This window comes from Bacteroides difficilis (assembly GCF_048319815.1).
Lineage (GTDB): Bacteria > Bacteroidota > Bacteroidia > Bacteroidales > Bacteroidaceae > Bacteroides > Bacteroides zhangwenhongii.
In genome coordinates this window covers 667820-688032 of sequence record NZ_CP182814.1, presented here as the reverse complement: position 1 = coordinate 688032, position 20213 = coordinate 667820, and the positions used below count along the sequence as shown (strand labels likewise).

The 20213-nt window shown below is 42.6% G+C and carries 18 protein-coding genes, 5 tRNA genes and 1 pseudogene; 20 read left to right on the top strand and 4 right to left on the bottom strand.

Annotated features, from left to right (window positions below):
• Position 1: 1 nt before the first annotated feature.
• Complete coding sequence (locus tag ACNOGP_RS02620) at positions 2-1312, bottom strand: anaerobic C4-dicarboxylate transporter family protein (protein WP_418214003.1); 1311 nt, start codon at positions 1310-1312, stop codon at positions 2-4.
• A 179-nt stretch (positions 1313-1491) separates the two neighbouring features.
• On the opposite strand from ACNOGP_RS02620, the gene ACNOGP_RS02615 reads away from it, so the two are divergent.
• From ACNOGP_RS02615 to ACNOGP_RS02595, 5 genes and pseudogenes are all read left to right on the top strand, one after another.
• Positions 1492-2925, top strand: coding sequence for an aspartate ammonia-lyase (locus tag ACNOGP_RS02615; RefSeq protein ID WP_418214002.1), 1434 nt, complete (start codon positions 1492-1494; stop codon positions 2923-2925).
• A gap of 174 nt (positions 2926-3099) precedes the next feature.
• Positions 3100-3411 (top strand): annotated as a pseudogene (locus tag ACNOGP_RS02610) (pyridine nucleotide-disulfide oxidoreductase); the annotation flags it as partial.
• 151 nt (positions 3412-3562) lie between these two features.
• Positions 3563-4153 (top strand): porin family protein, encoded by a 591-nt coding sequence (locus ACNOGP_RS02605; RefSeq protein WP_195474792.1) that lies wholly within the window; start codon positions 3563-3565, stop codon positions 4151-4153.
• Positions 4154-4344: 191 nt separating this feature from the next.
• Positions 4345-6801 carry a replication restart helicase PriA gene (gene priA / locus ACNOGP_RS02600; protein ID WP_074637439.1) on the top strand — a complete coding sequence of 819 codons (2457 nt, stop codon included), beginning with the start codon at positions 4345-4347 and terminating at the stop codon, positions 6799-6801.
• A gap of 5 nt (positions 6802-6806) precedes the next feature.
• Positions 6807-7277, top strand: coding sequence for a low molecular weight protein-tyrosine-phosphatase (locus ACNOGP_RS02595; RefSeq protein WP_418214001.1), 471 nt, complete (start codon positions 6807-6809; stop codon positions 7275-7277).
• Here ACNOGP_RS02595 and ACNOGP_RS02590 read toward each other — a convergent pair.
• Positions 7252-9324: an HD family phosphohydrolase gene (locus ACNOGP_RS02590; protein WP_418214000.1), complete on the bottom strand. Its 2073-nt coding sequence runs from the start codon at positions 9322-9324 to the stop codon at positions 7252-7254. The genes ACNOGP_RS02595 and ACNOGP_RS02590 overlap by 26 nt on opposite strands.
• Before the next feature lie 94 nt (positions 9325-9418).
• Here ACNOGP_RS02590 and gltX point away from each other — a divergent pair, with 94 nt between their 5' ends.
• Both gltX and ACNOGP_RS02580 read left to right on the top strand, forming a co-directional pair.
• Complete coding sequence (gene gltX / locus ACNOGP_RS02585; protein WP_418213999.1) at positions 9419-10936, top strand: glutamate--tRNA ligase; 1518 nt, start codon at positions 9419-9421, stop codon at positions 10934-10936.
• Positions 10937-10949: 13 nt separating this feature from the next.
• Entirely contained in the window at positions 10950-12173 is a 1224-nt protein-coding gene (locus ACNOGP_RS02580) for a 3-deoxy-D-manno-octulosonic acid transferase (RefSeq protein ID WP_270539336.1), read from the top strand.
• Between the two features lie 81 nt (positions 12174-12254).
• Here ACNOGP_RS02580 and ACNOGP_RS02575 read toward each other — a convergent pair whose 3' ends face one another.
• Positions 12255-12773, bottom strand: coding sequence for a gamma carbonic anhydrase family protein (locus ACNOGP_RS02575; protein ID WP_143865116.1), 519 nt, complete (start codon positions 12771-12773; stop codon positions 12255-12257).
• Positions 12774-12852: 79 nt separating this feature from the next.
• Positions 12853-14634 (bottom strand): aminopeptidase P family protein, encoded by a 1782-nt coding sequence (locus tag ACNOGP_RS02570; RefSeq protein ID WP_418213998.1) that lies wholly within the window; start codon positions 14632-14634, stop codon positions 12853-12855.
• Positions 14635-14822: 188 nt separating this feature from the next.
• Here ACNOGP_RS02570 and rpsU point away from each other — a divergent pair, with 188 nt between their 5' ends.
• From rpsU to rplA, 13 genes are all read left to right on the top strand, one after another.
• Positions 14823-15014, top strand: a complete 192-nt coding sequence (gene rpsU, locus ACNOGP_RS02565) for a 30S ribosomal protein S21 (protein ID WP_007755673.1) — start codon at positions 14823-14825, stop codon at positions 15012-15014.
• A gap of 70 nt (positions 15015-15084) precedes the next feature.
• Positions 15085-15966, top strand: coding sequence for a tyrosine recombinase XerC (gene xerC / locus ACNOGP_RS02560; protein ID WP_418213997.1), 882 nt, complete (start codon positions 15085-15087; stop codon positions 15964-15966).
• Between the two features lie 15 nt (positions 15967-15981).
• Complete coding sequence (gene hpf / locus ACNOGP_RS02555) at positions 15982-16281, top strand: ribosome hibernation-promoting factor, HPF/YfiA family (protein WP_143865113.1); 300 nt, start codon at positions 15982-15984, stop codon at positions 16279-16281.
• Between the two features lie 97 nt (positions 16282-16378).
• Positions 16379-16452, top strand: a tRNA-Thr gene (locus tag ACNOGP_RS02550).
• Positions 16453-16589: 137 nt separating this feature from the next.
• Positions 16590-16672, top strand: a tRNA-Tyr gene (locus ACNOGP_RS02545).
• A gap of 28 nt (positions 16673-16700) precedes the next feature.
• Positions 16701-16773: transfer RNA gene (locus tag ACNOGP_RS02540), tRNA-Gly, on the top strand.
• 9 nt (positions 16774-16782) lie between these two features.
• A tRNA-Thr gene (locus ACNOGP_RS02535) sits at positions 16783-16854 on the top strand.
• Between the two features lie 50 nt (positions 16855-16904).
• Positions 16905-18089: an elongation factor Tu gene (gene tuf, locus ACNOGP_RS02530; RefSeq protein ID WP_055279243.1), complete on the top strand. Its 1185-nt coding sequence runs from the start codon at positions 16905-16907 to the stop codon at positions 18087-18089.
• A 53-nt stretch (positions 18090-18142) separates the two neighbouring features.
• Positions 18143-18215, top strand: a tRNA-Trp gene (locus ACNOGP_RS02525).
• A gap of 14 nt (positions 18216-18229) precedes the next feature.
• Entirely contained in the window at positions 18230-18421 is a 192-nt protein-coding gene (gene secE / locus ACNOGP_RS02520) for a preprotein translocase subunit SecE (protein ID WP_004296363.1), read from the top strand.
• A gap of 16 nt (positions 18422-18437) precedes the next feature.
• Positions 18438-18980 carry a transcription termination/antitermination protein NusG gene (nusG, locus tag ACNOGP_RS02515; protein WP_007755661.1) on the top strand — a complete coding sequence of 181 codons (543 nt, stop codon included), beginning with the start codon at positions 18438-18440 and terminating at the stop codon, positions 18978-18980.
• 61 nt (positions 18981-19041) lie between these two features.
• Positions 19042-19485, top strand: coding sequence for a 50S ribosomal protein L11 (gene rplK, locus ACNOGP_RS02510; protein ID WP_007763556.1), 444 nt, complete (start codon positions 19042-19044; stop codon positions 19483-19485).
• Between the two features lie 15 nt (positions 19486-19500).
• A complete protein-coding gene (rplA, locus tag ACNOGP_RS02505; RefSeq protein ID WP_007755659.1) occupies positions 19501-20199 on the top strand; it encodes a 50S ribosomal protein L1 in 699 nt (232 codons plus the stop codon).
• Positions 20200-20213: the final 14 nt, after the last annotated feature.

Genomic DNA, 20213 nt, shown 5'->3' with positions numbered 1-20213 from the left:
GTTAGAATATTTGTATAAAAAGCAACCCTAGTCCGATAGCAACAGCCGTTGATACAAGTCCGGGCATCATGAATGAATGATTCAACACATATCTGCCGATTTTTGTTGTTCCCGTACGGTCAAAATTGATAGCGGCTACTACGGTAGGGTAGTTTGGAATAAAGAAATATCCGTTCACTGCGGGGAATAAGGCAATCAGCATATAGGGAGAGATACCGAGTGCAATGCCTAGCGGTACTAGTGCACGTACGGTGGCGGCCTGGCTATATAATAGGATAGACATCACAAACAGTGCAATTCCGAAAAGCCATGGCATTTGACGTACGATACCTTCGATGGAGAAAGTCAGTTGCGCCATATTACCTTGAAGGAACGTATCTCCCATCCAGGCAATACCGAAAATGGCGATTACCGCTTGCATTCCGGCAGGAAATACAGAGCCTTGTGTAGCTTTGATTCCGTCTGTCTTTGTTAGCAATAGGATGATGGCGGCAGCCGACAACATGACGATTTCGATGATGGAGGACATTTCTAAAATAACGATTTCACCATCGATAAGAAAAGACGGGCGCATTCCTTCAAAAGAGCCGAAGAGTACGATGAAGGCGGTAGCCAACATGAAGATGATAACGGAAATCATAGCTGAACGTTTGTTCTTGACATCCTTGATTTTTATCTTCTTGTCGTTGAAAAGCCCTTCTTTCAGACGTTTCTGGTATTCGGGATCTTCTGACAGGTTTTTGCCCACTCTCATAGAAAATAACGCACCTACCAAAACACCGGCAATGGTAGCGGGAATCGTAATCTTGAGAATATCGAACAGAGTGATGTCGAAACCGGCCAATAGTCCGAGTAAAGCAACTGTGGCTGCAGAAATCGGGCTTGCGGTAATCGCTTGTTGAGAAGCGATTACCGCGATACCGAGCGGACGTTCCGGACGGATTTTTGTTTCGGTGGCAACTTCCGCAATAACCGGTAATACGGAATAGGCCACATGACCGGTTCCGGCCACAAAAGTAAACAAGTAAGTCACTAATGGGCTTAACAAAGTAACGTGTGACGGATTCTTCCGTAATAAATGTTCTGCCAGCTTCACCATATAATCGAGTCCGCCGGCAGCCTGCATACAGGCGGCGGCTGAGATAACGGCTGCAATCATTAACATTACGTCGATAGGAGGAGCCGTAGGTTGCAGTCCAAAAACGAAGGTAAGTATCGCCAATCCGATTCCTCCCATCACTCCGAGACCGATTCCTCCCAAGCGTGCACCAATAATAATGGCAGTCAGAACAAATGCTAATTGTAATATCATAAGGTTATTGCGTTAAGTTTAAAGACAAAGATAAGTGATTTCTTTCTTTGTACTTTCTTTTTCCTGTATTAAGAACAAAAAAGTTATTGAATAGTTTTTGCATATTTATTAAAACAATAACCTTGTTGGTTGGTTATTATAAGAACTAACTAAAATGTCATTGTTATAAAACAACCGATATGAAACAGAATTTATCAATAAAAACTCGTACAGAAAGCGACTTGATAGGTAGTCGTGAGGTGCCGGAAAGTGCATTGTACGGAGTGCAGACACTCCGTGGTATTGAAAATTTTCGCATCAGCAAATTTCACTTGAACGAATACCCTTTGTTTATTCAGGCTTTGGCTATTACAAAGATGGGAGCTGCCGTTGCCAATCGTAAATTGGACCTGTTGACAGAAGAACAGGCAGACGCCATATTGAAAGCCTGTAAGGAAGTTCTTGAGGGCAAGCATCATGAACAATTTCCGGTCGATATGATTCAAGGTGGTGCCGGAACGACTACGAATATGAATGCCAATGAGGTGATTGCCAACCGTGCATTGGAATTGATGGGACACCGGCGCGGAGAATACCAGTATTGTTCTCCCAATGACCATGTGAACCGTTCCCAGTCTACTAATGATGCTTATCCTACCGCTATTCACATTGGTTTGTATTACACTCATCTCAAATTGGTGAAGCATTTTGGAGAATTGATAGCTTCTTTCCGGAAAAAAGGGAAAGAGTTTGCACATATTATCAAAATGGGACGTACCCAATTGGAAGATGCGGTACCGATGACGCTTGGACAAACTTTTAATGGATTTGCAAGTATTCTGGAGCAGGAAGTGAAGAACTTGGATTTTGCCGCACAGGATTTTCTGACAGTCAATATGGGAGCGACAGCTATTGGAACCGGAATCACAGCCGAGCCGGAATATGCGGAAATGTGTATTGAGGCTCTGTGTAAGATTACAGGACTGGATATAAAGTTGGCGGATGATTTGATTGGAGCGACTTCGGATACTTCTTGCATGGTGGGTTATTCGGCAGCGATGAAGCGGGTAGCTGTAAAGATGAATAAGATATGTAATGACTTGCGACTGTTAGCGTCCGGACCGCGTTGTGGGCTGGGCGAAATTAATTTGCCGGCTATGCAGCCGGGCTCCTCCATCATGCCAGGAAAAGTGAATCCGGTAATACCTGAAGTAATGAATCAGGTCGCCTATAAAGTAATAGGTAACGACCTTTGTGTGACAATGAGTGGGGAGGCTGCCCAGATGGAACTAAATGCAATGGAGCCGGTGATGGCGCAATGCTGTTTTGAATCCGCTGATCTGTTGATGAATGGTTTTGATACTTTGCGTACTTTATGTGTAGACGGCATTACTGCCAACGAAGAAAAGTGCCGTAGAGATGTTCATAATAGTATCGGGGTAGTGACAGCTTTGAATCCGGTAATCGGTTATAAAAACTCTACTAAGATCGCAAAAGAAGCTTTAGAGACAGGGAAAGGAGTGTATGAACTTGTATTGGAGCACAATATTCTTTCTAAAAAAGACTTGGATACCATTCTGAAACCGGAGAATATGATTAAGCCGGTGAAGTTGGATATTCACCCGAATCGTTGATTGGTATTTATAGTAAGTGGGATTGGTTTAAGATGAGAAATCGCCGAGCAGATCGTTGATCTGTTCCGGTGGTTTTGATGATGTACTACTTTGATTTTATACGGGAATAATTGCTAATTTATCCGGCGAAATGGTTATTGTTTATTACTTCGAAAGTGGCGAACTTTGCAATATCCATTGGCGCGTATCGGATTGAATGAGGATGAGGCTCGAAAGCTGAATTTGGATGTGATTATCAAGAAATTGCCTGTTATGGCGATACCGAGAGCAAAGACATTGGGAGAGACGGACGGTCTGCTAAAAGCTGTCATTGATAAGAATACGGGAGAAATAGTAGGTTGTATGTTGTTTGCGCCTGATGCCAGCGAAGTCATCAATATAGTTGCCATGGCAATGAAAACAGGTCAGGATTATACTTTTCTGCGTGATTTCATTTTTACTCATCCCTGCATGAGCGAAGCGTTGAATGATTTGTTTGCCCTGTGATTACTGATTAGCTAATTTCCGGTCAGCGGAAGTTTTGACTGAATAAATTATGTATGAGAATCAGGAAGTAAAGAATGAACAAAGAACCGATAATTTGTGTTTATATAATCTAAATATATATCTTTGTCCCGAATTATAAACACGTAAATTTATGAAAAAGATTTTTGGTGCTTTAATGATTGCCGTATGTATCGGTATGGCAATGCCTGCTCAGGCGCAGATACACTTTGGTGTAAAGGGAGGTTTGAACTTGTCAAAGGCGAGTTTCTCTAATGTGGGCGAAAACTTCAAGAAGGATAATTTTACTGGTTTCTTTATCGGTCCGATGGCCGAGTTTAATATTCCAATCGTAGGGTTGGGAGTAGATGCATCTTTGCTTTTTGCTCAACGGGGTATCAAAGTTTCAGAAGGAAATGATGAGTACACTATTAAGCAGAACGGTATTGATATTCCTGTAAACCTGAAGTATACCATTGGTTTGGGAAGTCTGGCAGGTATTTATCTGGCTGCAGGTCCTGACTTTTATTTCGATTTTGCTGGAAATAAGACTGTTGAAGGTATGAGAACAGATAAGAAGAAAGCTGAAGTAGGTATCAATGTGGGCGCCGGTTTGAAGTTGCTGAACCATTTGCAGGTGGGTGCTAATTACAATATCCCATTGGGTGATACAGCTGATATTGAAGGAACAAATGCTTCTTATAAGACTAAGACTTGGCAAGTATCTGTAGCCTATATTTTTTAAGTAGTCTATCGCTTTACCTAATATATGAAAAAGAGTTTCCGATAACCGGAAACTCTTTTTTGTTTGGGATTGTCCTGTTGCGCTCTCAAATATATTTCTTCCAATTCTCGTATGAAGTAGAGTTTTCTTTTTAAGTGTTCTCTCTCCCTTCTTTTAAATCCCCGTTTTTTTATTGTATTTTTGTAGCTGCAATGAAAAAGTATGTAGATGTCATATTACCGCTTCCGCTTCCGAAGAGTTTTACTTACTCTTTGCCGGATGAATGTGCGGAAGATGTGAAGATAGGCTGCCGGGTGGTAGTTCCTTTCGGGCGGAAGAAGTTTTATACGGCTATCGTCCTTAATGTTCATTATTGTGCTCCAACGGAGTACGAAGTGAAAGATATATCTGCATTGCTGGATGCTTCTCCCATTCTGTTACCCGCTCAATTCAAATTTTGGGAGTGGATAGCTGATTATTATCTCTGTACACAAGGCGATGTCTATAAAGCGGCACTTCCCTCCGGCCTGAAACTGGAGAGCGAAACAATAGTCGAATATAATCCGGACTTTGAGGCTGATGCACCATTGCCGGAACGTGAACAACGCATTTTGGACTTACTTGCCGTAGATTCACAACAGTGCGTCACTAAACTGGAGAAGGACAGCGGTATCAAAAATATTCTTACCGTCATCAAGTCTCTGCTCGATAAAGAAGCGATTTTCGTAAAGGAGGAGTTGAGGCGTACTTATAAACCTAAAACAGAGGCGCGGGTTCGGCTTGCGGGTACAGCGGATGAAAAGCGGCTTCATATCCTGTTTGATATTCTGTCTCGTGCCCCGAAGCAGTTGGCATTACTCATGAAGTATGTGGAGTGTTCCGGTGTTTTAGGAGCGGGAACTCCGAAAGAAGTCTCCAAGAAAGAACTGTTGCAGCGGGCTAATGTGGCCCCTTCTGTATTGAATGGATTGGTGGATAAGAAGATTTTTGAAATCTACTACCATGAAATAGGCCGGTTGGATAAGCAGGAGAAGGAGATTGTCGAATTAAATCCTTTGAATGAGTTTCAACAGCGTGCATTTGATGAAGTCGTGCAGTCTTTTCAGGAGAAAAATGTCTGTCTGCTTCATGGGGTAACGTCCAGCGGCAAGACTGAAATTTATATCCATCTGATAGAAGAAGCGATTCGCCAGGGAAAGCAGGTGTTATATTTGTTGCCGGAAATTGCATTGACCACTCAAATCACGGAGCGTTTGCAACGGGTCTTCGGTGCTCGTCTGGGTATCTATCATTCTAAGTTCCCTGATGCCGAACGGGTTGAAATATGGCGGAAGCAACTGGGAGAGAACGGGTATGATATTATTCTGGGTGTTCGTTCTTCTATTTTCCTGCCTTTCCGAAATCTGGGATTGGTGATTGTGGATGAAGAGCACGAAAATACGTATAAGCAACAAGATCCCGCTCCCCGCTATCATGCGCGTAGCGCGGCTATTGTATTGGCTGCCATGTACGGAGCTAAAACCCTGTTGGGTACGGCTACTCCCTCTATCGAGTCATGGCAGAATGCAAGAGAGGGAAAATATGGTTTCGTACAACTGAAAGAACGATATAAAGAAATCCAGTTGCCGGAGATTATTCCGGTGGATATCAAGGAACTGCATCGCAAAAAGCGGATGGTCGGACAATTCTCGCCACTCCTGATACAATATATGAAAGAGGCTTTGGAACAGAAAGAACAAGTGATTCTCTTTCAGAACCGTCGTGGGTTTGCTCCGATGGTGGAGTGTCGTACCTGCGGTTGGGTGCCTAAGTGTAAGAATTGCGACGTAAGCCTTACCTATCATAAAGGAATCAATCAATTAACCTGTCACTACTGCGGTTATACGTATCAACTGCCGAAATCCTGTCCTGCCTGCGAGGGTACGGAACTGGTGAATCGTGGTTTCGGTACGGAAAAGATTGAAGATGACATCAAAATCCTTTTCCCGGAAGCTGCCGTGGCCCGGATGGACTTGGATACTACACGTACCCGCTCGGCTTATGAGAAGATTATTGCAGACTTTGAGCAGGGAAAGACGGACATATTGATTGGTACGCAAATGGTATCAAAAGGATTGGATTTCGATCATGTCAGTATAGTAGGTATATTGAATGCCGATACCATGTTGAATTATCCCGATTTCCGTTCCTATGAACGTGCTTTTCAGTTGATGGCACAAGTAGCGGGACGTGCCGGACGTAAGAACAAACGCGGACGGGTGGTATTGCAAACCAAGAGTATCGATCATCCTATCATTCATCAGGTCATTGCCAATGATTATGAAGATATGGTAGGCGGACAATTGGTGGAACGTCAGATGTTCCATTATCCTCCCTATTACCGGCTGGTATATGTTTATCTGAAAAATCATAATGAAGCGTTGCTGGATCAGATGGCGGCAGTGATGGCGGATAAGTTGCGGGCTGTATTTGGCAATCGGGTATTAGGTCCGGATAAACCTCCTGTTGCCCGTATCCAGACTTTGTTTATCAAAAAGATCGTCGTCAAGATTGAGCAGAATGCCCCGATGGGACGTGCACGGGAATTGTTGCTACGTATTCAGCGCGAGATGTTGGCGGACGAACGCTATAAATCTTTGATTGTTTATTATGATGTAGACCCTATGTAATGAAAATGAAGAAAATATTATTTGTCTGTTTAGGAAATATTTGCCGTAGTTCTACGGCTGAAGGTGTAATGCTTCATTTGATAAAAGAAGCAGGACTGGAGAAAGAGTTTGTGATAGATTCTGCCGGAATCTTGTCTTATCATCAGGGTGAATTACCGGATAGTCGGATGCGTGCTCACGCGGCTCGTCGCGGTTATCAATTGGTACATCGTTCGCGTCCTGTCCGTACGGAAGATTTTTATAATTTTGATCTGATAATCGGTATGGACGACCGGAACATAGATGATCTGAAAGACAAAGCTCCTTCTCCAGAAGAATGGAAGAAGATTCATCGTATGATGGAGTACTGTACTCGTATCCCGGCAGATCATGTCCCCGACCCCTATTATGGAGGGGCTGAGGGCTTTGAATATGTGCTTGACATACTTGAAGACGCTTGTGCGGGGCTGCTTACTTCTTTAACTCAGGATAACTGATCCGGGTGTGATAAGCAATCTTTAGTTTTTCTTTGAATACGGCTTTCACAGTGGCTATATCCTTGAAAGTGATAGGACATTCTTTAAAGTAACCTTCAGTGACTTGGGAATCGATAATCTTGTCGACCAGATTACTGATTGTCTCTTCTGTATATTCCGGAAGACTGCGTGATGCAGCTTCTACAGCGTCTGCCATCATCAGGATGGCTTGCTCTTTGGTGAACGGATTCGGACCGGGATAGGTGAACAGTTCTTCATTCGGTTCTTCGTCCGGGTGCTCGTTCTTCCAGGAAATATAGAAATATTTTGTTTTTCCCCGTCCATGATGAGTACTGATAAAGTCCTTAATAACCTTAGGCAGATTATGTTTGTCGGCAAGTTTCAATCCATCTGTCACGTGACTGATGACTACTTGAGCACTTTGTTCGTAACCTAGATTTTTATGCGGGTTGACTCCTCCTGATTGATTTTCGGTGAAGAAAGCCGGATTCTCCATTTTCCCGATATCATGATACAAAGCTCCGGTGCGCACCAACTGACTTTTGGCGCCGATACGGATAGCTGCTTCCGCTGCTAGATTGGCTACCTGCATGGAGTGTTGGAATGTTCCGGGCACAGTCTCGGACATTTGACGCAGTAAGTCGTTATTAATGTTTGAAAGCTCTACCAAAGTAACGTTGGAAGTAAATCCGAACGTCTTTTCCAATAGGAATAATAATGGATAGGCGAACAGCAATAAAATTCCGTTGATAAAGAAATAGGTATACATCCGTATATTCAACTTCGAGAAATCGTTGGCAAGTCCGTTTTCTGTCATCAGTTCGAAAGAGAAATAAACAGCGGCGTAGGTCAGTATGACTAATAATGCCGTTCGGAAAAGCTGTGATCTCTGTGACAGTTCTCTCAAACTGAATATCGCAACCATACCGGCAGCTAGCTGAGTGAGAATGAATTCATGTGGAAAGCGTAGTGATATGGAACAGATTAATATTGTGATGACATGAGTCAGAAACGCAGTTCTCGAATCAAGGAACACACGGATAATAATAGGTAGCATTGCATACGGAATGATATACACATTGAATAGGTTATGTGTCATCATAAAAGCCGTAACAATACTATAAAATACAATCAATGTAAAGAGTAGTGACAGACTGCCCTTTCGCTGATAATAATCTTTTCGGAACAAATCAAGATAGAGCATAAAGCAAAGCATTAACATGCCGACAAACAGAATTTGTCCGCCAAGAATCAGACGGCTTTGTCCCATAGATTCGTTTCGCTTGATGGACTCTTTACGCAGGGATTCCAAAATATTATAAGTTTCCGGACTGATGATCTCGCCCCGGTCGATAATTTTCTGACCACTCACAACCAAGCCGTTTGCCCAAGAATAGTTGTTCAGTATCTCCTCTTTGGCTGTCTGAGTCCGTTGTTCGTCAAAAGTGAGGTTCGGACTGATATATTCATTCAGCGAACACTGCCGTAGAATGTCCCTGTTGAAGTGAACGGAGTCTGCCGTAAGTAAATACTCGTATGCCTTCTTTACCGTGTAAATACCTTCGATGGGGTGCGAATTGGCCAACTTGTCATCTATTACCATGATGGCGGATGTGCTATCTTTGTAAAGTTGCTGTATAGCTTCGGTAGATACGATGCCCGCCTGATAAATCTCTTTCAGCGTACGTTCGATGTAGCGTAAATAATCTGTAGAAGGAAGAATCCCTTTCAGGTTCGTATGATAGTTCTCTTTCAGTTTGGCTATCGCCTCCTTCTCGACTTTCTTGTCGAGTTCATAATAGGGCTGGAAGAGAGCCATCAGGCTGTCTTGCTCTCGTTTCACTATCGCTTCATCTTTATAAATAGGAAAATCGAAAGTTGCGATTAACTGTCCGTATTTCCAAGGCTTGTTTATATCAAACTGATAGTTGAACTTGCCGTCGCGCGGTAGGAAATAGACAATCAATGCCACAGTACCTATGAATAGCAGCGATTTATATAACAAATCTTTCCATGAAAAGCTCTTTTTTTTCTTCAAATGTTCCATATCCACTGAAATTTTTGCGAAAAGTACAAAAAAAAACAATAGTGTGGAAAAAAAGGTTTAATTTTGCCGCGATTTACCTATACTAACCCAAATTATGGCAGAAAGAAAAGTAAGAGTTCGTTTTGCTCCGAGTCCTACGGGAGCATTGCACATTGGTGGTGTGCGTACAGCTTTGTATAATTATCTATTTGCGCGTCAACACGGCGGAGACTTAATATTTCGTATTGAGGATACTGATTCTCACCGGTTTGTTCCGGGAGCGGAAGAGTATATCCTCGAATCTTTCAAATGGTTGGGTATCCACTTTGATGAAGGAGTGAGTTTCGGTGGCGAACACGGTCCTTACCGTCAGTCGGAGCGTCGCGACATCTATAAAAAATATGTGCAGGTTCTGTTGGAGAACGGAAAAGCATACATTGCTTTTGATACTCCGGAGGAATTGGATGCCAAACGTGCGGAAATTGCGAACTTCCAGTACGATGCGTCTACGCGCGGCATGATGCGCAATTCATTGACAATGCCGAAAGAAGAAGTAGATGCGCTGATTGCAGAAGGCAAGCAGTATGTTGTCCGTTTCAAGATAGAGCCGAATGAAGATATTCGTGTGAATGACTTGATTCGTGGAGAAGTTATCATCAATTCATCCATTCTTGATGATAAGGTCCTTTACAAATCGGCTGATGAACTGCCTACTTATCATTTGGCGAATATCGTTGACGACCATTTGATGGAAGTTTCTCATGTGATCCGTGGTGAGGAATGGTTGCCTTCCGCACCATTGCATGTGTTGTTGTATCGTGCTTTCGGCTGGGAAGATACAATGCCGGAATTTGCTCACTTGCCTTTATTGTTGAAACCGGAAGGAAATGGAAAATTGAGCAAACGTGACGGTGACCGTTTGGGATTCCCTGTGTTCCCGTTAGAATGGCACGATCCGAAATCCGGAGAAATATCTTCGGGCTACCGTGAGTCTGGTTATTTGCCGGAAGCGGTAATCAACTTCCTTGCTTTGTTGGGTTGGAATCCGGGTAACGATCAGGAAGTAATGTCGATGGAGGAACTGATAAAGCTGTTTGATCTTCATCGTTGCAGCAAGTCGGGAGCCAAATTCGATTATAAAAAAGGTATATGGTTCAACCATCAATATATACAGCAGAAACCTAATGAAGAAATTGCGGAACTGTTCTTGCCATTTTTGAAAGAACAAGGCGTGGAAGTTCCTTTCGAAAAGGTGGTGACAGTGGTTGGCATGATGAAAGACCGTGTCAGTTTCATTAAAGAATTATGGGGTGTATGTAGCTTCTTCTTCGTAGCTCCTATCGAATATGATGAAAAGACGGTGAAGAAACGCTGGAAAGAGGATTCTGCAAAATGTATGACTGAACTGGCGGAAGTCATTGCCGGTATCGAGGACTTCAGTATCGAAGGACAGGAGAAAGTCGTTATGGACTGGATTGCAGAGAAAGGTTACCATACAGGTAATATCATGAATGCTTTCCGTCTGACATTGGTGGGCGAAGGAAAAGGCCCGCATATGTTCGATATTTCCTGGGTATTGGGTAAAGAAGAAACAATAGCTCGTATCAAACGTGCGGTTGAGGTTTTGAAGTAATCGACATAGTGCTATGCTTTACAACCTGGCAATAGTCATTTATGACTTTATCGTTCATCTGGCCGCGCCGTTCAGCCGCAAGCCCCGTAAGATGATGAAGGGGCATTGGGTGGTGTACGAACTTTTGCGCCAGCAGGTGGAAAAGGGGGAACAGTATATCTGGTTCCACGCCGCTTCATTGGGAGAATTTGAGCAGGGGCGTCCGTTGATAGAAATGATTCGGGCAAAATATCCAGCTTATAAGATATTGCTGACTTTCTTTTCTCCTTCGGGCTATGAGGTGCGCAAGCATTATCGGGGAGCGGATATTGTCTGCTACCTGCCGTTTGATAAACCCCGGAATGTGAGGAAGTTCCTTGATATCACTAATCCGTGTATGGCGTTCTTTATCAAATATGAGTTTTGGAAGAATTATCTGGATGAGCTTCACAAGCGCCGGATTCCGGTGTATAGTGTGTCGTCTATTTTCCGCCGCGACCAAGTGTTTTTTAAATGGTATGGCGGTACCTATCGCAATGTCCTGAAAGATTTCGACCATCTGTTTGTGCAAAACGAGGCTTCCAAACGTTATTTGTCGAAGATTGGCATTCTCCGTGTAACAGTGGTGGGAGATACCCGTTTCGACAGGGTGCTGCAAATACGTGAGGAGGCGAAAGACCTTCCGCTGGTGGAGAAGTTCAAAGGAAACAATGCTTTCACTTTTGTAGCCGGCAGTTCGTGGGGACCGGATGAAGATCTGTTTCTCGAATATTTCAATAATCATCCGGAAATGAAACTGATTATCGCTCCGCATGTGATCGACGAGAATCATCTGGTGGAGATTATTGGTAAGTTGAAACGTCCGTATGTGCGCTATACTCGTGCCGATGAAAAAAATGTATTGAAAGCGGATTGTCTGATTATCGATTGCTTCGGCTTACTGTCTTCCATCTACCGCTACGGAGAGATTGCTTATATCGGTGGCGGTTTCGGTGTTGGTATTCATAATACGCTGGAAGCTGCCGTGTATGGTATTCCTGTCATTTTCGGACCGAAGTATCAGAAATTTATGGAAGCTGTGCAACTGCTGGAAGCGAAAGGTGCTTACTCCATCAAGGATTACGAAGAACTGAAAAGCCTGTTAGACCGTTTCCGGACAGACAAAGACTTTTTAGACGAGACGGGAAAGAATGCCGGATATTATGTGACCAGTAAGTCCGGTGCGACAGAAAAAATTATGAATATGATTAATTTTTGATGTTTCTATAAAAAGATAGCGGGAGACTCTTTCCGAAAAGAGTCTCCCGCTATCTTTTTATAAGTCATCTGTGAAACTGACTTATTCTTCTTTATACCATTGCGAATACATCAAATAATTGTGGGCAATCTTCTCGTTCAGTTCCTTTGCCTGCTCCGGGTCTACTTTCTTGATGAACTTGGCAGGTACGCCGCCCCAGATGCTTCCGGGTTCAATCACGGTATTGCTTAATACCAGCGATCCGGCTGCTACGATTGCTCCTTCACCCACTACGGCATGATCTAAAATAGTAGAGCCCATGCCGATTAATGCATAATCTTTGATGGTCGCTCCGTGAATGGTAACATTATGTCCCACAGAAACATGGTCGCCGATTTCAATAGTCGATTTCTGGTATAATGTATGCAAGACACTTCCGTCTTGGATGTTAACGCCATTACCGATTCGTATAGAGTTGACATCTCCCCGTAGCACGGTACTGAACCAGACGCTACAGTCATTTCCTATCTTTACATCTCCTATAATAGTTGCATTGTCTGCGAGAAAACAGTTTTCTCCGATTTCGGGAGTGAATCCGCGTACTGATTTTATTAAAGCCATGGGATTTGTTTGATTTAATAATGTTTTTAGTTGATACTATGTTATGTTGTCCGACACCCGGGTGTCAGACATCTTATCTTTAAATAGAAGTAGTGGCTTCCTGTAACCAAGCTTTTTCTTCTTCGTTAAGATCCGGAGATAGCTTTTCGTAAACAGTCTGATGATAATTATTCAGCCATTCGATTTCCTCCTTTGTCAACATCTCCTTGATGATCCCCTTTTTGCAGATAGGACATAAAGTGATAGTCTCAAATTTAAGATATTCTCCAAACATTCCCTCTCCATCTTTGCAGACTAACGTCAGATTTTCCGTACGTATCCCATGACTGCCTGCCTTATAAACACCGGGTTCGTTGGATGTAACCATGCCGGGCTGGAGAATTACAGGGTTTTCATTCATGCGAATGCTTTGTGGCCCTTCGTGTACACTTAAGAAATGCCCGACGCCGTGCCCTGTGCCATGGAGGAAGTTCATTCTGTGATTCCAGATAGGCATACGCGCCAGTACATCGAGTTGCGCGCCACGGGTTCCGGCTGGGAATTTGGCCATAGCCAATGCTATGTGTCCCTTTAATATTAAGGTATAATCCGTCTTTTCCTCTTCCGTCAGTTCGCCTAATGCGATGGTACGAGTGATGTCAGTGGTTCCGTCCAAGTATTGTGCTCCTGAATCTAAGAGTAGGAATCCTTTAGGTTGAAGAGTTACATCGCTTTCCGGTGTTGCCGAATAATGCACGATTGCTCCGTGCTCTTTATATCCTGCAATGGTGTCGAAACTTTCTCCCATGTAGAGAGGTTGTGCTGCCCTGAACTCATGCAATTTTTTATCTATACTTAATTCAGTTTCTTTTCCGGCAGATATAGATTCTTCCAGCCACTTGAGGAATCTGACAAGTGCCACTCCATCCCGTTGCATGGCAGCATGGATGCCGGCTATTTCCTGTTCATTACGAATGGCTTTCAATAATGTGACGGGAGACTCGCCACGAATAATGGAACATTTCGGATGGATGGCCGAGTAAATCGCATAATTCGTTTTCCGTGGATCAATAAGAATATTTTCTCCGTGGAAGGAATTCAGGAATGTCTCTACCTCATCATATTTCTGTATTCCTATTTGTTGTTTCTTCAGATAAGCCTCGACCTCCGGCGTCACTTTTTCCGGTGAAATAAAGTAAGTCACTTCATCCTGTGTAATTAACAGGTAGCTCACTATGACTGGATTGCAATGTACATCGTTTCCTCGTAGATTGAGAGTCCATGCTATTTCGTCCAGTGCAGATATGAATAAAGCGTAGACGCCTTTCTTCTTCAACTCCTCACGGATGGCGGATATTTTTTCTTCGCTGCTTTTTCCTGCATATTTGATATCATAAATAAAGGCTGGAGAGTCAGGTATGGAGGGACGGTCTTTCCAGATGTTTTTTAATGGATCTCCAAATATATCTACCTGTAGCTGATGTGCCGCTAGTTCTTCTTTCATTTGTTCTACCTGTTGCACGGAGAACATTTTCCCGTCGATGCTTACGGATTCTCCGGGTTTTAAGTGCTGGCAGAGAAACTCTGTTATGCTTGGAGTTTCCGGCAGCATCTCTTTGTAGAGTGTGATGCCGCTACCTTCCAGCTCTTTCTCTGCCTGAAGGAAGTAACGTGAGTCGGTCCATAATCCCGCTTCGTCCATCAGGATGACCGCTGTTCCTGCAGAACCCGTAAAACCGGAAATCCATTCGCGTGACATCCAGTGGGGAGCCACATACTCACTAAGGTGAGGGTCGGTGCTGGGGATAATGAATGCTTTGATGTAATTGGGATGGAATGTCATGCGCAGAGCATGTACTCGTTCTTTTATGTTCTGTTTCATACCTTATTATATTATTATAGACATATAAATGTTTCAAAGGTACTAACTTTCTGTATTTAATGACCTGTTTATGAATAGTTTTTGAGAAATATTTGCCGAAAGTTTTGTGAATAAAGAAAGTATGTGTAATTTTGCGGCGCAATTTGACTGCGGAATTTTTTTAATCATAACATATTAATAGTAACAAAATGATTGTAGTACCTGTAAAAGAAGGCGAAAACATTGAAAAAGCGCTGAAGAAGTTCAAAAGAAAATTTGAGAAAACTGGCATTGTGAAAGAATTGAGAAGCAGACAGCAGTTTGACAAACCGTCTGTAACTAAAAGACTTAAGAAAGAACGTGCAGTTTACGTACAACAACTTCAGCAAATAGAAGATTAATAATTCGTAATTTCCTTTGAATTATTGAATTCTTTTCATACATTCGTTGCACGATTTAGATGTAGCGATTATGTTGGTAGAATCTTTTCTTGATTATCTCCGGTATGAGCGGAATTATTCTGATAAAACCGTTCTTGCGTATGGTGAGGATATAAGGCAATTACAGGAGTTTGCTCAGGAAGAGTATGGGAAATTTGATCCGCTGGAGGTCGAGGCTGAACTGATTCGTGAATGGATTGTTTCATTGATGGATAAGGGGTATACCTCAACTTCTGTAAATCGCAAGCTAAGTACGCTTCGGACATTTTATAAGTTTCTTTTGAAGAAAGGAGAGGTGACGGTAGATCCATTACGAAAAATAGTGGGACCTAAAAATAAAAAACCGTTGCCGGTATTCTTGAAAGAAAGTGAAATGAATAAATTGCTGGATGAGACGGACTTTGGCGAGGGGTTTAAAGGTTGTCGGGATCGATTGATTATTGAAATGTTTTATGCTACCGGCATGAGACTTTCGGAATTGATAGATTTGGATGATAAAGATGTGGATTTCTCAGGATCTTGCCTGAAAGTGACCGGGAAAAGAAACAAGCAGCGGTTGATTCCGTTCGGTGATGAACTGCGGGATTGGATGCTTGGGTATATTGATGTAAGAAACGAAATGATTCCGGAAAGGTCGGAGGCTTTTTTTGTAAGAGAGAACGGCGAACGGCTTTATAAGAATCTGGTCTATAATTTAGTGAAACGGAACCTGTCAAAGGTGGCGACGCTGAAAAAAAAGAGCCCTCACGTGTTGAGGCATACTTTTGCAACCACAATGCTGAATAATAACGCGGAGTTGGGTGCAGTAAAGGAACTTTTGGGTCACGAGAGTATAACAACGACCGAGATCTATACGCATGCCACATTTGAAGAACTTAAAAAAGTGTATAAACAGGCTCATCCAAGAGCCTAAAAAAAGGAGGTAAGTATGGATATTAGAATTCAATCAATTCACTTTGATGCGTCAGAGCAATTGCAGGCATTTATTCAGAAAAAAGTGTCTAAGTTGGAAAAATATTACGAAGATATAAAGAAAGTAGAGGTGTCATTAAAGGTAGTTAAACCGGAAGTTGCTGCAAATAAAGAAGCAGGTATTAAAATACTTGTCCCTAACGGGGAATTTTATGCCAGCAAAGTGTGTGATACGTTTGAAGAAGCGATTGATTTGGATGTGGAAGCACTCGAAAAACAACTGGTTAAGTACAAGGAAAAACAGCGTAGCAAATAAAAAAATCCCAAATATTTTGCGGGAAAGAAATAAATAACTAAATTTGCAGCCGTTTCGCTCGCGTTAGAACGTGACGGTTGCATTTTTTAGCTAAAACGCCTCTTTAGCTCAGTTGGCCAGAGCACGTGATTTGTAATCTCGGGGTCGTTGGTTCGAATCCGACAAGAGGCTCAAAGAAGTGGAAAGTTGAGAATGGAGAATTGAGAGTTCCATGCGAAATTTGAAACTTCAATTGAAAATAATAAGGAGAACTGAGACGGAAAAGAATTCACTCTCAACTTTCAACTCTACATTCTCCACTTGTTTAAGGGCAAATACCAGAGTGGCCAAATGGGGCAGACTGTAAATCTGCTGGCTTACGCCTTCGGTGGTTCGAATCCATCTTTGCCCACGATCAGAGTGACAACTTTGGCAAGAATGCGGAAGTAGCTCAGTTGATAGAGCATTAGCCTTCCAAGCTGAGGGTCGCGGGTTTGAACCCCGTCTTCCGCTCTTTTTCTTGCTGTTATAGCTCAGTGGTAGAGCACTTCCTTGGTAAGGAAGAGGTCCCGGGTTCAAATCCCGGTAACAGCTCATAAAGATGTAAATGCTGATTATTAATCAAATAAATAACAAGTAAAGCTATGGCTAAAGAGAAATTTGAACGTACCAAACCGCACGTAAACATTGGTACAATCGGTCACGTAGACCACGGTAAGACAACGTTGACAGCTGCTATCACTACAGTGTTGGCAAAGAAAGGTCTTTCTGAGTTGCGTTCTTTCGATTCTATCGACAACGCTCCTGAAGAAAAGGAAAGAGGTATTACTATCAATACTTCACACGTTGAGTACGAAACAGCTAACCGTCACTACGCACACGTTGACTGTCCGGGACACGCCGACTATGTAAAGAACATGGTTACTGGTGCTGCTCAGATGGACGGTGCTATCATCGTTTGTGCTGCAACTGATGGACCGATGCCTCAGACTCGCGAACATATCTTGTTGGCTCGTCAGGTAAACGTACCTCGTCTGGTTGTATTTTTGAACAAGTGCGATATGGTTGATGATGAAGAAATGTTGGAACTCGTTGAAATGGAAATGAGAGAACTTCTTTCTTTCTATGATTTCGATGGTGACAATACTCCTATCATCCGTGGTTCTGCTCTTGGCGCATTGAATGGCGTTGAAAAGTGGGAAGATAAAGTGATGGAATTGATGGAAGCTGTTGATACTTGGATTCCACTGCCTCCGCGTGATGTTGATAAACCATTCTTGATGCCGGTTGAAGACGTGTTCTCTATCACAGGTCGTGGTACTGTAGCAACAGGTCGTATCGAAACAGGTGTTATCCACGTAGGTGACGAAATCGAAATCCTTGGTTTGGGTGAAGATAAGAAATCAGTTGTAACTGGTGTTGAAATGTTCCGTAAACTGTTGGATCAGGGTGAAGCTGGTGATAACGTAGGTTTGTTGCTTCGTGGTATCGACAAAAACGAAATCAAACGTGGTATGGTTCTTTGTAAACCGGGTCAGATTAAACCGCACTCTAAATTCAAAGCTGAGGTTTATATCTTGAAGAAAGAAGAAGGTGGTCGTCACACTCCGTTCCACAACAAATACCGTCCTCAGTTCTACTTGCGTACTATGGACTGTACAGGTGAAATCACTTTGCCGGAAGGAACTGAAATGGTAATGCCGGGTGATAACGTAACTATCACAGTTGAGTTGATCTACCCTGTAGCATTGAATCCGGGTCTTCGTTTCGCTATCCGCGAAGGTGGACGTACGGTAGGTGCTGGTCAGATTACAGAAATTCTTGACTAATACACAATAATTAATCAGTTCCCGGTTCTTTATCGGGAACTGATTATGTACACACGGGAGTAGCTCAGTTGGTAGAGCACCGGTCTCCAAAACCGGGTGTCGGGAGTTCGAGCCTCTCCTCCCGTGCTAATATTATTGAAATGAAAAAGGTAATAGCTTATATTAAAGAATCTTACGACGAACTTGTTCATAAAGTTTCGTGGCCTACGTATTCTGAACTTGCTAACAGTGCAGTAGTTGTTTTATATGCTTCCCTGCTTATTGCATTGGTAGTATGGGGTATGGATGTCTGTTTCCAGAACTTCATGGAAAAAATTGTTTATCCACATTAAAAATTAGGAATTGAAAATGGCTGAGATTGAGAAGAAATGGTACGTTCTGCGTGCTATTAGCGGAAAAGAAGCTAAGGTTAAGGAATACCTTGAAGCTGACATTAAAAACAGCGACCTTGGTGAATATGTATCTCAGGTATTGATTCCTACTGAAAAAGTTTACCAGGTTCGCAATGGTAAGAAAATTGTGAAGGAAAGAAGTTATCTTCCTGGTTACGTTTTGGTGGAGGCTGCTTTGGTTGGTGAGGTTTCTCATCACTTGCGCAATACTCCGAATGTGATAGGCTTTTTAGGCGGCTCCGAGAAACCGGTGCCTCTCAGACAATCAGAAGTGAATCGTATACTTGGTACAGTGGACGAATTGCAGGAAACGGGTGAAGAACTCAATATTCCGTACGTGGTTGGTGAAACTGTTAAAGTTACTTTTGGTCCTTTCAGCGGATTCAGTGGTATCATTGAAGAGGTGAATAGCGAAAAAAAGAAACTAAAGGTCATGGTAAAGATATTCGGGCGCAAAACGCCGCTTGAATTGGGCTTTATGCAAGTGGAAAAGGAATAACACGGAATTGTTACGCTGTTGTTGTTCTTCGTTTAATGTTTATATATAAATCAATAAAAAAATGGCTAAAGAAGTTGCTGGACTAATCAAATTACAGATTAAAGGAGGCGCTGCAAATCCATCACCTCCCGTTGGACCTGCTTTGGGTTCTAAGGGTATCAATATCATGGAATTTTGCAAGCAATTCAATGCCAGAACCCAAGACAAGGCAGGTAAAATTTTACCTGTTATCATTACTTACTACGCAGATAAGTCTTTCGATTTTGTAATCAAGACTCCTCCCGTTGCCATTCAGTTGCTTGAAATGGCTAAGGTAAAGAGTGGTTCTGCTGAGCCTAACCGTAAGAAAGTTGCCGAGCTTACTTGGGAACAGATTCGTACGATTGCTCAGGACAAAATGGTTGACTTGAACTGTTTTACTGTGGAAGCTGCCATGAGAATGGTTGCAGGTACAGCTAGAAGTATGGGTATCGCTGTAAAAGGGGAGTTCCCGGTTAATAACTAATAAACTTCAATTGTAATGGGTAAACTGACAAAAAATCAAAAGTTAGCTGCAGAAAAGATTGAAGCAGGGAAAGCATACTCACTGAAAGAGGCTGCATCTTTGGTAAAGGAAATCACTTTTTCCAAATTTGATGCTTCATTGGATATTGATGTACGTTTAGGTGTCGATCCACGTAAAGCTAACCAGATGGTGAGAGGTGTTGTTTCACTTCCTCATGGTACTGGTAAACAAGTACGTGTGTTGGTACTTTGTACACCGGATGCTGAAGCTGCTGCAAAAGAAGCTGGTGCTGACTATGTTGGTCTTGACGAATATATTGAAAAGATCAAAGGTGGATGGACTGATATTGATGTGATTATCACTATGCCATCTATCATGGGTAAAATTGGTGCACTCGGTCGTGTACTTGGTCCTCGTGGATTGATGCCGAACCCGAAGAGTGGTACTGTAACTATGGATGTTGCTAAAGCTGTAAAAGAAGTAAAACAAGGTAAGATTGACTTTAAAGTTGATAAGAGCGGTATCGTTCATACTTCTATCGGTAAGGTATCATTCAGTCCTGATCAGATTCGCGACAATGCGAAGGAGTTCATCTCTACACTGAACAAGCTGAAACCGACCGCAGCAAAGGGTACATATATTAAGAGTATTTATCTTTCTAGTACAATGAGTGCGGGTATCAAAATCGACCCGAAATCAGTGGATGAAATCTAATAAAACAGAGAAAT

Excerpts from the sequence above, each read along its gene's own strand:
- ACNOGP_RS02620 (WP_418214003.1), bottom strand. The coding sequence starts at position 1,312 with ATGATATTACAATTAGCATTTGTTCTGACTGCCATTATTATTGGTGCA.
- ACNOGP_RS02615 (WP_418214002.1), top strand. The coding sequence starts at position 1,492 with ATGAAACAGAATTTATCAATAAAAACTCGTACAGAAAGCGACTTGATA.
- ACNOGP_RS02605 (WP_195474792.1), top strand. The coding sequence starts at position 3,563 with ATGAAAAAGATTTTTGGTGCTTTAATGATTGCCGTATGTATCGGTATG.
- priA (WP_074637439.1), top strand. The coding sequence starts at position 4,345 with ATGAAAAAGTATGTAGATGTCATATTACCGCTTCCGCTTCCGAAGAGT.
- ACNOGP_RS02595 (WP_418214001.1), top strand. The coding sequence starts at position 6,807 with ATGAAGAAAATATTATTTGTCTGTTTAGGAAATATTTGCCGTAGTTCT.
- ACNOGP_RS02590 (WP_418214000.1), bottom strand. The coding sequence starts at position 9,324 with ATGGAACATTTGAAGAAAAAAAAGAGCTTTTCATGGAAAGATTTGTTA.
- gltX (WP_418213999.1), top strand. The coding sequence starts at position 9,419 with ATGGCAGAAAGAAAAGTAAGAGTTCGTTTTGCTCCGAGTCCTACGGGA.
- ACNOGP_RS02580 (WP_270539336.1), top strand. The coding sequence starts at position 10,950 with ATGCTTTACAACCTGGCAATAGTCATTTATGACTTTATCGTTCATCTG.
- ACNOGP_RS02575 (WP_143865116.1), bottom strand. The coding sequence starts at position 12,773 with ATGGCTTTAATAAAATCAGTACGCGGATTCACTCCCGAAATCGGAGAA.
- ACNOGP_RS02570 (WP_418213998.1), bottom strand. The coding sequence starts at position 14,634 with ATGAAACAGAACATAAAAGAACGAGTACATGCTCTGCGCATGACATTC.
- rpsU (WP_007755673.1), top strand. The coding sequence starts at position 14,823 with ATGATTGTAGTACCTGTAAAAGAAGGCGAAAACATTGAAAAAGCGCTG.
- xerC (WP_418213997.1), top strand. The coding sequence starts at position 15,085 with ATGTTGGTAGAATCTTTTCTTGATTATCTCCGGTATGAGCGGAATTAT.
- hpf (WP_143865113.1), top strand. The coding sequence starts at position 15,982 with ATGGATATTAGAATTCAATCAATTCACTTTGATGCGTCAGAGCAATTG.
- tuf (WP_055279243.1), top strand. The coding sequence starts at position 16,905 with ATGGCTAAAGAGAAATTTGAACGTACCAAACCGCACGTAAACATTGGT.
- secE (WP_004296363.1), top strand. The coding sequence starts at position 18,230 with ATGAAAAAGGTAATAGCTTATATTAAAGAATCTTACGACGAACTTGTT.
- nusG (WP_007755661.1), top strand. The coding sequence starts at position 18,438 with ATGGCTGAGATTGAGAAGAAATGGTACGTTCTGCGTGCTATTAGCGGA.
- rplK (WP_007763556.1), top strand. The coding sequence starts at position 19,042 with ATGGCTAAAGAAGTTGCTGGACTAATCAAATTACAGATTAAAGGAGGC.
- rplA (WP_007755659.1), top strand. The coding sequence starts at position 19,501 with ATGGGTAAACTGACAAAAAATCAAAAGTTAGCTGCAGAAAAGATTGAA.